General features: G+C 34.3%; 13 protein-coding genes. 2 read left to right on the plus strand and 11 right to left on the minus strand.

All coding sequences use genetic code 11. The features are described from left to right. Positions 1–228: 228 nt before the first annotated feature. The gene (locus TX86_RS13545) at positions 229–564 is read left to right on the plus strand and encodes a DUF1093 domain-containing protein (protein WP_042349318.1); all 336 of its coding nucleotides are present in this window, start codon (positions 229–231) and stop codon (positions 562–564) included. Positions 565–940: 376 nt separating this feature from the next. Here the strand turns inward: TX86_RS13545 and TX86_RS13550 are convergent, their stop codons facing one another. The 11 genes from TX86_RS13550 to TX86_RS13600 form a co-directional block, all read right to left on the minus strand. Then, positions 941–1555, minus strand: a complete 615-nt coding sequence (locus tag TX86_RS13550) for a chorismate mutase family protein (protein ID WP_042349319.1) — start codon at positions 1553–1555, stop codon at positions 941–943. Between the two features lie 18 nt (positions 1556–1573). Next, positions 1574–2038, minus strand: a complete 465-nt coding sequence (locus TX86_RS13555; protein ID WP_042349320.1) for a hypothetical protein — start codon at positions 2036–2038, stop codon at positions 1574–1576. Positions 2039–2167: 129 nt separating this feature from the next. Beyond that, entirely contained in the window at positions 2168–3415 is a 1248-nt protein-coding gene (locus tag TX86_RS13560) for a glutamate-5-semialdehyde dehydrogenase (protein ID WP_042349321.1), read from the minus strand. Between the two features lie 15 nt (positions 3416–3430). Further along, positions 3431–4528, minus strand: a complete 1098-nt coding sequence (proB, locus tag TX86_RS13565; protein WP_042349322.1) for a glutamate 5-kinase — start codon at positions 4526–4528, stop codon at positions 3431–3433. A 387-nt stretch (positions 4529–4915) separates the two neighbouring features. Further along, the gene (locus TX86_RS13570) at positions 4916–5860 is read right to left on the minus strand and encodes an ADP-ribosylglycohydrolase family protein (RefSeq protein ID WP_042349323.1); all 945 of its coding nucleotides are present in this window, start codon (positions 5858–5860) and stop codon (positions 4916–4918) included. Positions 5861–5899: 39 nt separating this feature from the next. Beyond that, positions 5900–6676 (minus strand): DUF6339 family protein, encoded by a 777-nt coding sequence (locus TX86_RS27255; RefSeq protein WP_230203618.1) that lies wholly within the window; start codon positions 6674–6676, stop codon positions 5900–5902. A gap of 2 nt (positions 6677–6678) precedes the next feature. Then, positions 6679–7524 (minus strand): hypothetical protein, encoded by an 846-nt coding sequence (locus TX86_RS13580; protein ID WP_042349324.1) that lies wholly within the window; start codon positions 7522–7524, stop codon positions 6679–6681. Continuing rightward, positions 7514–9448 (minus strand): hypothetical protein, encoded by a 1935-nt coding sequence (locus TX86_RS13585; RefSeq protein WP_154663112.1) that lies wholly within the window; start codon positions 9446–9448, stop codon positions 7514–7516. Before TX86_RS13585 ends, TX86_RS13580 begins: the two co-directional genes overlap by 11 nt. A gap of 9 nt (positions 9449–9457) precedes the next feature. Then, positions 9458–9751: a helix-turn-helix transcriptional regulator gene (locus TX86_RS13590; protein ID WP_042349325.1), complete on the minus strand. Its 294-nt coding sequence runs from the start codon at positions 9749–9751 to the stop codon at positions 9458–9460. Then, positions 9748–12174, minus strand: a complete 2427-nt coding sequence (locus TX86_RS13595; RefSeq protein WP_042349326.1) for a DEAD/DEAH box helicase family protein — start codon at positions 12172–12174, stop codon at positions 9748–9750. The genes TX86_RS13590 and TX86_RS13595 overlap by 4 nt, the downstream gene beginning before the upstream one ends. Then, positions 12164–12493, minus strand: a complete 330-nt coding sequence (locus tag TX86_RS13600) for a nucleoside triphosphate pyrophosphohydrolase (RefSeq protein ID WP_042349327.1) — start codon at positions 12491–12493, stop codon at positions 12164–12166. Before TX86_RS13600 ends, TX86_RS13595 begins: the two co-directional genes overlap by 11 nt. Positions 12494–12960: 467 nt before the next feature. On the opposite strand from TX86_RS13600, the gene TX86_RS13605 reads away from it, so the two are divergent. After that, positions 12961–14988 carry a Na+/H+ antiporter gene (locus TX86_RS13605; protein ID WP_042349328.1) on the plus strand — a complete coding sequence of 676 codons (2028 nt, stop codon included), beginning with the start codon at positions 12961–12963 and terminating at the stop codon, positions 14986–14988. Positions 14989–14990 lie beyond the last annotated feature (2 nt).

The raw sequence follows: 14990 nt of genomic DNA on the forward strand, positions 1-14990 counted from the left end.
ACTTTAAACTACCCCTACTTTTCTTTTTAGTCTCCATATTTCCTCCTATCGTTATTCCTTCTGATTCTCCTCTTTTTGTATGCATTCTTATCTATATGTCCATAATAAAGTAATGACCATTTGACTATCTTACAAAACTGTAAGGTACTTGTCAGCTAAATAAATGGGACTTTTTTAAATAAGCAAGTATAATTTAAACATACAATGACTGTTTCGAGGTGTTAAACAATGGAATTAAAAAGTGGTATTCACACTTTATTAGGGAAAAATCTCTTTCTTACCCTGAATAATTTACGTACTGCTTTCAAAAATGTTTCGGACGAAATGAAATTTTGGCGTCCAAAATACTATTATGTCCAAATCGAAGAGACTGGAAAAAGCATAGACGAAGAAAATACAACTCAGTATTGTTATAAAATGAATGCGCAAAACGACAATGGAAAAACAATAACAGTAGCATTTAACAGTAGCAAAAACTTCGAAATTGGCACAACTCTACGACTAAAAGTAAACCGTGCGAGCAAGAAGAAAATCAATAGTATTAGCAGTTTTGAAGAGCTTTAATTAAGAAAAGCGCTAGCGTCCGTTTTGCGACGTATAGATTGGAGCACTTCGACTGAGATAAAGTCAACACGAAGAGGCGGTAGCCTTTTTCGTGTTGACTTATCGTAGGGAGATGAGCGAAATCTACTAGTCGCTGGGCGCTGGAGCTAGACACCGCACAAAATTATATACATTCTTATCTTTCAAGAAAAACCATCACCGGTCTTTTTTGATTATTGTTTAAGCTCCTTGGGATACTTTCAATCAAAAAAGAGCTTATTTCCGAGCATAGCAGGTGTAAGGTTAGACAGCACACCAAAAAGCTGATTCATACAAAATATGAATCAGCTTTTCCACATTCTTAGAAGTATAGTTCTTCATTCATATTTGTTTTGAATTACTCCATTTTAAACACTAATTCTTGACCAGTAACTGCCCCCATAAACGGTTGATCTACTTCTTCAAAAACAAAGCTTAGCCCTTTAGGATTATCAGGTAGTGGTGGTGAAATAACATAATTATGAACGAAGTGCCCTGATCCTCCTCCGCCACCTTCCCAACGACAATCAAATTCATCACTAATAGACAGCTCAAAATGCGACTCTCTACGATTACGCATTCTCAGGTATGGGTCCTCCTCTTCCTCTTCATACCAATCTGCATATAGTGTTAAAATACTCGCATTAGAATATTGTTTAACATATGATATTGTGTAAATAGTCTCATCCAATTCTTTTGATTTTAAAATTGGTATATGCTTTCTAAAAACTGTAGGTTCTACTTGTGGCTTAAAGATTGAATCACTTAACATCGTACTAAATAGAGATTTCAAAAAATCCTCATATAAATTATACTTTTTCGACCATTCCGAAATGATTTCGTCTTCAGGAAATCCAGGATTATTCTTCGAAACTTCTTTTCGCTGCTGCAAAAGTGCACAAATTTGTTCATCAATTGGTAAAAGACGCTCATCATAATAATCTGTGGGACGTTCATATGACATCCTTTTCATAAATACACCCTCCCAAAACTAATATACTTCTAAAGCAAAAGCATAATGGGCATCCCCTTTGGATACATTCTTTTCTTTTTCATCCATCCACCATACACTGTACGAATAATAATATAATCCTTTTTCTGTTGGCGCTGTGAAATATTGATTTGTCATAACAACTTTCTTTTCCTGCTCTCCACTCATTTGAGTAAGGCTGATTTCATTTGGTTTCGGCTCATAATCCATCACTAGCTTAAGCCTATCACCCGCTTTTACTCTTAATCGTTTCTTACCTTCCAACAAATCCTTTGGACCAGTTGTATCCACACAAACGTCATTCTTGCCTGAATTCCAACAATATGTACCTAATACTGTTTCGAATTTTTCCTTATTCCATTCTATAAAAACGTCTGGAGGCTTCTTTCCAGGTAAACTCTCAGAGGAGCAACCTACTAATAACAATCCAACAAACAAAATGAGTAACTTCACACGTTGATTCATAGCAATCCCCCTTTATCAATTAGACGGAAAAGTGCCAAGTAAAGTTACTATTGAAATATTTTGAATTATAACAATCGTTCAGTTTTAAAAAGAGCCTCCCTATTCAGAGAAGCTCTATCTATCCATATTTTATCCTCGAATTTGTCCTTCACCACGAATGACAAACTTGCTAGAAGTTAATGCCTCTAATCCCATTGGTCCACGTGCATGAAGCTTTTGTGTACTAATACCGATTTCTGCTCCATAACCAAACTCGAAGCCATCTGTAAAACGTGTTGATGCATTATGATACACTGCTGCTGCATCCACTTTGTTTAAGAAAACAGCTGCGTTTTTTGCATCTTCTGTAAGAATAGCTTCCGAATGCTTCGTACCATATTTATTAATATGGTTGATTGCTTCTTCTACCCCACCTACAATTTTCACACTAATAGTAAGTGATAAGTATTCTGTGCCCCAATCTTCTTCCGTTGCCAAAATTGCTGTATCAAATGCTTGGCAAACACGCTCGTCACCATGGATTTCAACACCATTTTCATGAAGCGCTTCAAGTAGTTGTTTACCGTATTTCACAAACCATGATTCATGAATTAATAATGATTCAATTGTATTACATACTGAAGGACGTTGTGTTTTCGCATTTAAAACAATTGGTTCAGTTAAAGCATATTGAGCTGTCTCATCAATGAATACGTGACAATTACCTGCACCTGTTTCAATTACTGGGACACTTGATTCACGAACAACCGTATCAATTAAATTTTTGCCGCCACGTGGAATTAACACATCTAAATATTCATTTAAATGAAATAATTCTTTTGCTGTCTCACGACTTGTATCTTCAATCAATTGAACAGCATTTACAGGAATAACACTTTTCTCTAATGCTTTATGAATCGATTTTACGATTGCTACATTCGAATAGAAAGCTGAAGAACTTCCACGTAAAATAACCGCATTACCTGTTTTTAAACTAAGTGTTGCTGCATCAACCGTTACATTCGGTCTTGCTTCATAAATCATTCCAACAACACCTATTGGTACACGAACTTTTTCAATATGCAAACCGTTTTCTTTTTCAATCTTCTCTAAAGAATCGCCAATTGGATCTTTCAGGTCAATAAGTTGGCCGATCGCATCTGCCATAGCATTGATACGATTGCTATCTAGCATTAAACGATCAAGTAATGAATCTGTGAAATTTTTATCTCGACCAGCTTGTAAGTCTTTCTCATTTTCTGCAATAATTGCTGCTGCATCTTGGCGCAGTTGTTCAGCTATCAGTTGTAAAGCCGCATTTTTTTCTTCTGTTGTTACTCCTACTAACTCATAACTTGCTTCTTTTGCCAACTGTCCTTTTCTCTTTACCTCACTCATCCTACTATTCCTCCTTTAGATTTTCACCCATTTATTTCTATGAATTACTTCAACTGAAGAAACTTCAATATTCTCTCTCTCATTACTTCTCTTCCCCATTACTTTAACTAGCTCTTCAGACGAATAAGCGACTTCGCCTCGACCTAACAAGCTTGTTTTTCCAAAAACCTCGACAACATCACCTTTTTGGAAATCTCCTTTTACCTCAAACACACCTGCTGGCAATAAACTACTTCCTTTAAAAAGAATTGCCTGCTCTGCGCCTTCATCAACAGTAATACTTCCAGCTATTTCTGAATGAAGCGCAATCCATTGACGAGTTGTTTTTACTTGAGTAAGATCATTGTTTTGAATATATGTGCCATCACCATTACCAGCAAGAATTTCTAGTAATTTATCGCTGCCTTCTCCACGTCCAATAAAAACAGGAACACCGACGTTAAGTGCTGTCTTAGCTGCAATTAGCTTAGACTTCATTCCACCAGTTCCAACTTTGGAACCCGCACCTTCTGCAAATCCTAACATTTCATCTGTTATTTCTTCTAAATAATCCATCTTCTTCGCATCTGGATTACTACGAGGATCCGCATCATAAAGCCCATTAATATCCGTCAAAATGATTAACTGGTCTGCATGAATCAAGCCACTCACTAGAACAGAAAGCATATCATTATCACCAAAAGTTAATTCCTCAACCGACACTGTGTCATTTTCATTGATAATTGGTAAAATTCTGCGTTCAAGTAGCTCCATCAATGTCTCATACGCATTTTTATAACGATCACGATTTGAAAAATCCATGCGTGTTAACAATATTTGCGCTGGTGCAATATCAAACTGCATAAACTTTTCAATATATGATTGAATCAATAAACTTTGCCCAACAGCCGCTGCCGCCTGCTTTCCTTTCAACGTAATCGGTCTTGAGGAATAGCCTAAACGAGCAAAGCCAGCTGCAACTGCGCCCGAAGATACCAAAATAACCTCATGCCCTTCCTGACGTAAAGCCGCCAAGGCATGCACATGATCATCTAATTTCTTTTGATCAATTTCACCTTTATCATTCGTTAATGAACTACTTCCAATCTTCACAACAATACGTTTCTTTCCCATTTGCGAAAACTCCCATTTTTTATAATAAAAAAAGCCCATTCATCCTTATACTAAAGGACGAAAGGGCTCTGCTTCCGTGGTACCACCTTGATTGAATGTTCATTTATTTCATTAAATAAACATCCCACTTAAGCCTTATAACGCAAAGGACACGCGCCTATGTTTGCACAGGACTCAAGAGATAGGTTCAGCAACTCACAAATGACGAGATCTCTCAGCTTATAAATCTCGCTCTCTTTCACCGTAGGGACTGCTTACTAATTCTCTATTAACCGTTCGATATTTTTTTAATATTATTGCGCGGAATGGAGGAATTGTCAAGGGAAAGGTAAAAGAGTGTTTTAGACATTATTGTTACAATATACTACTTTTCATTACCAATAAACCTTACAATTCATAGCCTAAAGCTTGAATAAAATCATTTATTAAACAAAATAAATATTCTTTATTTCTTATAGAATGCATCCATTCAGTATTTAGTTCATCCCACCCATAAATAAGACCCGCTAGTGAACCAGTAATAGCACCAATTGTATCTGTATCATTCCCTAAATTCACTGCATCAATAATGGCTTGATTAAAGCTAGAAGTATGTAATACTACCCATAAACTGGCTTCTAGAGTATGAACAACATATCCTGTAGATTCAATTTCATCCAAAGTTAATGATTGTAATGTACCATCTAATACTCTGCTATAACAATTAATAGTTTCTTTACTATAACTACTTAATTCTAATTCCATGAGTTTTTGATAAGCACACTCTTTTGAATGATAATCCAATAAAAACATTACATATTTTACATATAAATAACAACCAAGTCTACTAATTTCATGACCATGTGTTAACGAAGAAGTATTGTTTACAACATTAATTACCTCTTCACTATTCAAGTGTTTATAATACGAATACAATGCTATAGGCAGCATTCTCATCAATGAACCATTACCATTATTAAAGATATCACTCAATCCAGCATCAATTGGATTACACTTTGTTCTTTCAAAATTTAGGATGGCATTGCGACAGGTTATTCCCATATCAAACACTTTGCCATCAGTTGTAAACTCACCATAATTAGCCCATGAAGCGAAATTATTCATAATAGCTTTATAATCAATAGCCCGCTGATCTACAATAGATTTCATAGTCGCTAAAGTCATAGATGTATCATCCGACCATGTACCAGCTTCTAATTCGTGTGAACCATAGCCCTGCATAGTAGTTACAATATTCTCTCTCAATTCTTCTCTACTAACAAATTCTACAGGAACCCCCATTGCGTCTCCGATTACGAAGCCCAGAAGGCTGGATTTTAGTTGTTGGTTCATTTTTTTAGTCCTTTCAAGCACTTCAGGGTAATAGATTCTTTATTTTACAAGAGTCATATTACCTTCTATCCCCTCTAAATTGAACAGCTTCTTCAAATGCTTTGTAACCATTTCTTCTACTTCATCAACACTTAACATATCGAGCACCATTGCACCACCAATAACGTTTAAATATTTCGTTGCTTGGACAAAGTGATCCCTTTTTATCTCTAATCCATTTTCCTTTAGTTTAATAAGTGCTCTAAGAATACCAATCGTTATGTCTTTATTTGAAGTAAAATTGCTTGAAAAAAACACTGTACTTCTTGCCGAGAAGTCTTTTTCACAGAAAAAATCTGTTAGCCAATATGGATTATCCATATTTTCTTCATCATATGTCATATAACCAACCCACCATAAACGAGCTAGTATATGAACAAATAGAGATCGCTTAGCACCATTTTTAAAGAACAATGCTGTATTTATTCTTTTATCATTTTTTGTTACTAATTCTTTGCTTAATCGATAGTATGAAAAATCTCTGAATTGAAGATGCGCAAGTCCCGACCATAAACGTTCTTGTGTTGCTTGAACAATGGTTAAATGTCTTAATGAACTATATATGTGTTTTACATTTTCTTTATCACTTTTCGCATACTCTTCCCCATAGCATAGCTCTGGCATCTCAAAATCGATAGTAGTCTCTATGACTCTACCTTCTTCTTGAAAATACTGTTCAAACCAATTATTATCTTGCGTATAATAATGATTACAATAAGCAGTAAAATTAACACGTAAATCTTGAAGTGTCTCTTCTGAAATAATCTTTAATTTCATGTTCAATCCTCTAATTTATTCATTTTCTCTATTTCTTCAAAACTCGATTTAAATGGCTTTCTAAGTACTAATTGAGCAGCCTTTAAAGATGACAGCTTATCCGTACCAACATCCTCAAATCGATAATTGTTATCGGTAAAGATTTTTTCCATAACTTGATACCATGTATACTCCTTTAAATCATCACCATATTCATTGATTTTAGAAAATACTTCCGTCAGACAAGGAACTATAATCATGGATAAAATCGTATTCTTTAATCTTGAATTTGCATTACCTGCATATTGGTCGTACTCATACGTCGGTAAAGAAATAATGATAAGATTTGAATGAATATCAACTTCCATAAACTCACCTTTAACCGCCTTCTGAATATTAACTATAGAAGGGAGATTCAAAAATTCTGTATTTTCTTCAAATAATGTCATCTCAATTGCATTGCCAATTGCTAAAAAATTCCCTTTTTCAAAACGAATATCCAACCCTTTATACCAGTCATTTAATAATTCATTCGTATAATTTGAGATGGCGGTTGTAGCGACAATAAATGAATGAACCGTTACTTTTCCACGAAGCAAGTTTGCGGGAATAGTTATCTGGATAGACGTATCCACAGTCTTAAATACTCTGCGATAACTTGTTTGTCCACATTCAATATGAATCATATAAACTGCTGCATTAGAAGCTATTAAACCTTTGATTCCTTCATTTGATAAAATACAATTAGCTTCGACCTTTAATTCACCAAACTCTGTAGCCACATGATAGTCAATAATAAATGAAGATTTCCGATAATCGTCATTCTCATTCTGTAGGACAGGGTAAGGATACGAATGACTAAGCTTCAAATACCTCGACCTCCATTACACAATACTCCGAATAATCCACTTCAATACTTACGCTAAAACTTTTCTTTTTTGCTGAAGATATAAAGAAAATACTATTATTAGTAATCTCTTCAGGCTTAATACTACCATCATTAAACTTGGCTGTTTTAATTGGGAGATCATAATCACTCTGTTCTCCTAATAATTTAAATCTTAATTCACCTCTTGCGATAGCTTTATCCGTAGAAATTAGGAAATTGTATTTTCCATCCTGCTTATTCGAACAAATATACTTTTGCTTACTACCAACAGGTTTGCTCTTTCTCGGTTTAAGATTTTCTCCAATTGCTTCTCCTGGCTTATCTTTGTCGGTCCTATTATTATTAGAATTCGATGTTTGTTCGGTAGAGTTCTCTTCCGTATCTGTTGAATTTTCATTTGTTTCTACACTTGTTGTTTCTTCTGGCATAATGCCAAACTCTCCCATCAATTCTTCATCAAGCTTTGATGGTAACTCTCTCATTTTACGTTTTTTCTTTTTCGGCTCTTGTTCTTTTTTCTTATAGGTAATTTCTTTAATGGTGGACGATATTGATTCTTTTTTATTTTTACCTTCATCTGACAGAAGGGTATTATTCGGTAAAAAATCACTTAATCCCACTGCATCCATAACATCCGCTGTTTTTTGTTGGAATAACTCTTTTACTTGCGTCCTAATAAATTTTCTTAAATCACTATATATTTTATCAGCTAATTTAGCATCTTTCTCAAATCGATTAGGCATCCAGCCATTATGAGCAGGATTTTCTAACTGTTTAAAAATACTATTCATATTAGTACCTGTAATCATGAGTATTCCAGTGAATGAAATACTACCATTAATATTTTTCTGCTCGAAAATCTTCATACCTGTTTTCCTCGTCATCAACACGCGACGATTCAAATCTTCTCCACTCATTAAATATAACTCTGCTTCTCCCTCATTAAATACAATATTATATTTATACTTTTGAGCAGGATACTTAATTTTACTTGTCCTTTTAGAAACAAGCGCTTTATAGTAATTCTTCAATACGCTATTTTCTTCACTATCTTCTAGTTGGGCAATTAACTCCCCTAGATTTTTATGATTAATCTCAAAGTCATTCACTCTAACAATTAATCTTTTATTCCAAACCGTAATAAAGAAGTTATGTAGAATAGAATGGATAATATCCTTTTGCCAATCTTCAACAGGTTCAAATGCTGAAACAAAAATATCAGTACCTGTCTCACTTCTTTCAAAAGCTTGATCAAGGTTGAGTAGTCCTTCTATAGCACGGGATGCATGATTATTTGTGTAATAACCACTACCTAACGTAATTTCATTATTCTTCTTATAAGACATAATATTCGCAACACCAATATGAGACTTATATCCATCTTCATCGTAACTTGAATAAAATAGTGTTCGAAGATGAGAATTTAGAAATGGTGCTGCCTTTCCAATTCCAAAGCTTCCTCCAGATTCATCTTCTTTATTAGAAGATCCTGCTTCTTTTACTAAAGAACTCCATGCTGAACCTAAATCTGCATCCTTAGCACCTTTCAGACCAATTGTATTAAAATCACTAATTCGTAAAAATTCCATATGTGGCCTGTTTAAAATAGATAATGCTTGTTCAATAAACTCTTCACTCTTCTTATTTTTTCCTCTCCATGTATCTTTACAATCCTGAAAGACAGAAACTAACTCATCTTTACCTGGAAATGCTTCTGAAGAAATTGAAAACTTACGAAATTCAACAATAACTGGTTTATCATGCTCCTTCACTGCATCCAATGAGTTTTGACAAATTTCACGTGTTAAAGAATCTAATGCATTATCACGGAATGTTTCTAACCCTGCATTATTTATTGAATTTATATTACCACCCGTTACAGCGGGGAAATTCCAAAATGCCATGTTTTCACCTTACCTTTCTAGTAATCTATAATTCTGATAATATGTTACTTTTAATATTTCTAAAGCATTTAATTCATGTTGTTGAAACTCCATTTCAGGAAAAGCACTCTTCTTTTCCAAATAATAGCCACCATATCTTCCAGCCTTAGCTCCAATTTGTATTCCTGCCATTTCGATATCACTTTTATATTTTCTAATCATCCTTTCTTTTACTTCTAACATCGATGTTAAATCCTTTGATTTCACAAGCCCACTAGAATTTAAAATACTTATCATTTTTAAGCAATTACTTACATGACTCACTTCTTACTCTTCCTCTCAAAATACGTATGCAATCTGTATTCACATATCTGCCTAGTAAATGCATAAACAATCGCTTGATCTTCTTCACTGACCTCAAAATTCGGTGTGAATATCCCATTCTCTAACTTCAACATTCCCTTCGAACTGCCGCTCCACTTCGTCATAGGCATTTTCTCTATTAAACTAGCAACCTTATCTTCATCATATTCCCATAGCTTCTTTGAAGAACTATCACTAAAATCGATACGTTTTCGATATTCTTTTTCTGTTAAATATGTATAAAAAAAGGGTGCTACTTCCTTTGCAGAAATGGGCTTCATCCATTGATTAGTACCTCGTTGTAACATGGCTAGAAGCAATACCATCTTATAGCTCTTTGCCATACCCGTCTTTTCTACTTCAGTAAACCAATCCTCATAACGCAAAAACGTTTGTGATTCCACATCTGAAAGTTCATCAGCCCATTGAAGAAAATGAATATATGATTTGAATTCCTGCTTATATAATCGACTATCTGTTGAACCTTTCATATGCACTTCTAAATATGATGGTCGTCTACCGATTTCTAACTTCACTTGCTCATAGCTCTGCTTCACTAATTCTTTTCGTGGCATCTTCTTTTTAGCTAATTCGTCTAATAATTGTTTTGCTTCTAACTCTATCTCTACATGACAGCCTTCAGGAACAATTGGTTGACCTGCATTTACTTTTTTCTTCTCATCATTTTGAACATAAAAAAGCGATTGCTTAACATCTGCATTACGATAGTTAGCAATTAAGTCGATAATGACACAATGACTTTTCCCTTCAGCAATACGTAGTCCTCGACCAACTTGCTGTGTAAAAACTGTCAAAGATTCTGTTGGACGGGCGAATAATAACGTATCAACTGTAGGAATATCCACACCTTCATTAAACAAATTGACCGTCATAATACAGTCTAATTCACCTTCTGCTAATTGCTGAATGGCTGTATCCCGAGCAAATGATGATTGTGAATGTAGACTAACCGTTTTATATCCATGATTATTATAATATTGAGATAAAAAATCAGCTTGAACAATACTAGAACAAAAGACTATCGTCCGTGTTTGACGATATTGTAGCCAAGCCTGTAGAATCTTTTCAGCAACTTCATCTTTCAATTGTACAATTGCCAATTCTTCTGCATCATACTTCGTACCTAACCATCGTATTTGCGAATAATCTGTATCATCGTAGACACCATAGTAATGAAATGGTGCTAGCCATTGCCTTTGAATAGCTTCTATAAAATCGATTCTATAAGCAACATTACCGTCACATATGCTATAAATATCACGATAATCATTACGATCAGGCGTCGCTGTAATTCCTAATAAAAAATTAGGAGTAAAGTAATTCAATACTTTCTGATATGTATTAGCCGCAGCATGATGAAATTCATCTACAATGATTAAATCAAAATCATCAGGTGAGAAAACTTCTAAATGGCGTTTACGGCTTAATGTTTGAATAGAAGCAAAAAGAACGTCTGCTTCAGCATCTTTATGCTTTCCATTATAAATTCCAGTTTTAGCATTACGAATAACTTTTTGAAATGATTGTTCCGCTTGGAAAAGAATCTCTTCTAAATGAGCGATAAATAATACTCGTTTAAATTGCTTCGAGAAAAAAGCCGCTAAGTAAGTTTTACCCAGACCTGTTGCCATTACGACCATTGCTTTATCATAGCCTTCGTCTTGTATCGTTTTCAGCTCTGTCAAAGCATCCACTTGTGCAAATCTAGGAGCAATAGTTGTATACTTTTCTTTCGTTTCTATAATCTTTTCCGGTAGAACTGCATTCTCTTTTGGCTCTGGTAAAGTCATATCGATTTCTTCTTGCTTTGTCCATGTTTTAGCGAGCTGTGGATGAATTTTATGGAATTCTTCATATTCCAGTTGATATTGTTTCACCGTTTCATTATTGAGAGAAATAGTGGCTTCATCATAATATAATGATAAAAATTCATGAATAGCATTCTCCAATATATCCGCTTCTTTCTCACCTTTAATCGAGACATTCCACTCTACACCTTTAGTTAGAGCAGAACGTGACATATTCGATGAACCCACATAGAATATGCCATCGCTTTCATTTTCAAAGATATACGCTTTCGGATGAAAAGAAACACCCCTACTTTTCCAAAGGCGAACTTCAATTGAAGGGTGAATCTCAATTAATCTTTTTAAAGCTTCTGGTTGCGTAATATATAAATAATCACCTGTACATATTTTGATATCACTACCATTTTCCGCTGCTTGGCGTAAACTATCTTCCAGTAGCTTAACCCCTGAATTCATCACAAATGAAGTTAATATATAACAAGAGTTAGCCCTTCTAATGCTCTCTTTCACATGTGCTGATAAGTCTTTAGTGATAAGTTGAATATTACTTGTCATCACTTACCTCTATTAAATAAATCTTCTCATCAAAAGCCCCACGCTTTATAGCTTTTTCTTTTCGAACTTCTTCTACTTTCTCAGGAGTAGCACCATGACAACGACTTAGGGCATGAATGATTTCCAATAAATCCGCTAATTCTTCTATTGCACTAGCATCATCTTTTGCTTCTAAATACTCACGTAGCTCTTCTTCGCTTTTCTTGCGTAATTCAATAATATATTCCTCTTCATTAAGAATTTTTGTTGAAAATTCTTTTCCTGTTTTTTCAATAATATTTGGAATTAAATCACGTACTAGTTTGTTGTGAACTGGCATAAAGCTCATCCTTCCTAAAAACTATTTTTTATTAAAAGTATAGAAGATTATTTAGTATTTATAAAGATGGAGTAAAGGCTATTCTGGATAATTTTTTAACTATATTATACACTTTTACCACCTACAAAAATTTGCATCCAAAATTGATACATTAAAAAGCAACCTTCATAAAGGTTGTCTCTAACTCTTTTTCTTCTTCAACTAATCCTAAACCGTCCCAGATTCCCATTCACCTTTGCTGATTTATCAATGAGTATTTTCAAATATTTTTCTTAATTGTAAGATTTTAAAAAGATGTACATAAATCTTTTGAATTAAGAAAACAATAACCAACTTACACATAGATATAAATAGACCCATTAAGACTCTTTAGAAAACCTCCTATTTTCAAACCTAATTCTATTTAATATTATTTCAAGAAAATGATAAAATTAAATTATCAAACCATATAACGAAAGGAGAATGTCATGAGTTTATTGATAACCGTTTTGTTATTGCTCATTTGTTTGCTTATTTCCAATGTAATTAGTCATTACATACCTTCTATCCCAACCGCCCTAATCCAAATTGGATTTGGCATTATACTAGCACTTCTCGTGCAGGACATAACCTTAAATATAGAAACAGAATGGTTTTTATTATTGTTTGTTGCTCCGCTTTTGTACAATGATGGAAGGCATTTTCCTCGTGAAGAATTGTGGAAGATGAGAGCTTCTATAATGGGAAATGCCATTATTCTTGTCTTATTAACAACAGTAATTGGTGGCTATTTTATTCATTGGATGATTCCCGCTATTCCATTAGCAGCTGCATTTGCTTTGGCTGCTATTCTATCTCCAACCGATCCGGTAGCTGTAAATGGCATTGCAAAACGTATACATATTCCTGATAAAGTATTAAATCTTGTTCGCGGCGAATCATTGATTAATGATGCTTCCGGATTAGTTGCCTTTAATTACGCCATTGCAGCTGTTGTTACAGGCTATTTCTCGTTAAAAGAAGCACTATTCGATTTTTCTTATATGTTTATTGCAGGAGCTATACTAGGGCTGATTCTTGGTTTTGTATTTATCGGCATTAGGTTTTCACTACGAAAAAAAGGAATTGGAGATGTCACCTTTTACTCTTTACTACAAATTATGACACCGTTTGTCATCTATATTATTACCGAGGAGCTATTACATGCTTCTGGTGTAATTGCAGTTGTTGTAGCTGGAATCCTAGCATCTTTAGTGAAAGAACGTACAGAAACAGTTCATGCAGAAGAGCAGGTTGTAACAGAAAACCTCTGGTCTGTCATTTTGTTCATTTTAAATGGAATTGTCTTCCTACTACTAGGATTAAAAATCCCATCAACAATGATGACTACTATAGCCAATCCAACAATTAGTAATTGGTTAATTATTGGCTACGTATTAGCGATTGGAGCCGTTATTCTTGCTATTCGGTTTGCCTGGTCTTACTTATTCTCTTATTATGAATATCGCTTCGAGAAAGTAAAAAATCCCGAAAAGCCTAGCATCAAAAACACAATGGTCATCAGCTTAACTGGCGTTCGTGGTGCTGTTACAATGGCTGGGGTTCTGTCTATTCCATACGTTGTTATGACAGGTGAAGAATTTCCTGAAAGATCTTTAATACTCTTCATTGCTGCTGGAGTAATTTTATTCACATTAATTGTTGCAACCGTATTCCTACCTTTGCTAAGCAAAAGCGAGAAGACTAAAGGAGAAATTGGTGATATCGCTTTTAATAAAGCGAAGCAAAAAGTTTTATTAGCTGCTATTAAACAGATTGAAATTGAAAAAAATGAAGAAAATCATGATGCAGCTAATGAATTAATTGCGGAGTATAAAAGGATGTTTCGTCAAACACAATTTGAACAAAAAACAAATGATGAAATAGTATCTTATCAGAGGAAAGTCGTTGAGGTGCGATTATTAGCATTAAAAACAGAAAGAAAATACATACAAAATATAATGAACCAAGGAGAAATTAGAGAAAAGACTTTTGAAAGACTTGAAAAATTGTTAGATTATCGTGAAGAAGCTTTTTCAAATAATTTTCGTTCCAAGTTCTTATATCTTTTCGGCAAGATGATTCGTGCATGGCATCAACTATTCTTTCATTTACGTAAAGATCGAGAAGCTACATTAACGACATTACGACTTTCAAAAAATATTCAGTTAAAAGCCGCACAGGCCGCTCTCGAAATGTTAGAAAATCAATTACAGAAATCAGAGAGAAAAGACATCATATTAGCTGTCATTTCAGAATATCAAAGTATGATTGGCAAATTAAAAAAGCCTACCAAATACAATAATGAAAAAAGAGAAGAGCAAAAAGAAGAATTACGTATAAACGTCATGGAAAAAGAACGCGCAGAAATCCAAAGAATGTACACATCCGGCGAAATTAATAGAGAGCAAACAAAAGAATTAAGAAGATTTGTTAACTATGTAGAAAGTGTTACTTTACAGGAACATGTAGAATAACG

The sequence above is a fragment of the Bacillus massiliigorillae genome, assembly GCF_000380245.2.
In the GTDB taxonomy this organism is placed as follows: domain Bacteria; phylum Bacillota; class Bacilli; order Bacillales; family DSM-1321; genus Bacillus_AD; species Bacillus_AD massiliigorillae.

Coding starts and splice junctions, on each gene's coding strand:
- TX86_RS13545 (WP_042349318.1), top strand. CDS start 229: ATGGAATTAAAAAGTGGTATTCACACTTTATTAGGGAAAAATCTCTTT.
- TX86_RS13550 (WP_042349319.1), bottom strand. CDS start 1,555: ATGAAAAGGATGTCATATGAACGTCCCACAGATTATTATGATGAGCGT.
- TX86_RS13555 (WP_042349320.1), bottom strand. CDS start 2,038: ATGAATCAACGTGTGAAGTTACTCATTTTGTTTGTTGGATTGTTATTA.
- TX86_RS13560 (WP_042349321.1), bottom strand. CDS start 3,415: ATGAGTGAGGTAAAGAGAAAAGGACAGTTGGCAAAAGAAGCAAGTTAT.
- proB (WP_042349322.1), bottom strand. CDS start 4,528: ATGGGAAAGAAACGTATTGTTGTGAAGATTGGAAGTAGTTCATTAACG.
- TX86_RS13570 (WP_042349323.1), bottom strand. CDS start 5,860: ATGAACCAACAACTAAAATCCAGCCTTCTGGGCTTCGTAATCGGAGAC.
- TX86_RS27255 (WP_230203618.1), bottom strand. CDS start 6,676: ATGAAATTAAAGATTATTTCAGAAGAGACACTTCAAGATTTACGTGTT.
- TX86_RS13585 (WP_154663112.1), bottom strand. CDS start 9,448: ATGGCATTTTGGAATTTCCCCGCTGTAACGGGTGGTAATATAAATTCA.
- TX86_RS13595 (WP_042349326.1), bottom strand. CDS start 12,174: ATGACAAGTAATATTCAACTTATCACTAAAGACTTATCAGCACATGTG.
- TX86_RS13600 (WP_042349327.1), bottom strand. CDS start 12,493: ATGCCAGTTCACAACAAACTAGTACGTGATTTAATTCCAAATATTATT.
- TX86_RS13605 (WP_042349328.1), top strand. CDS start 12,961: ATGAGTTTATTGATAACCGTTTTGTTATTGCTCATTTGTTTGCTTATT.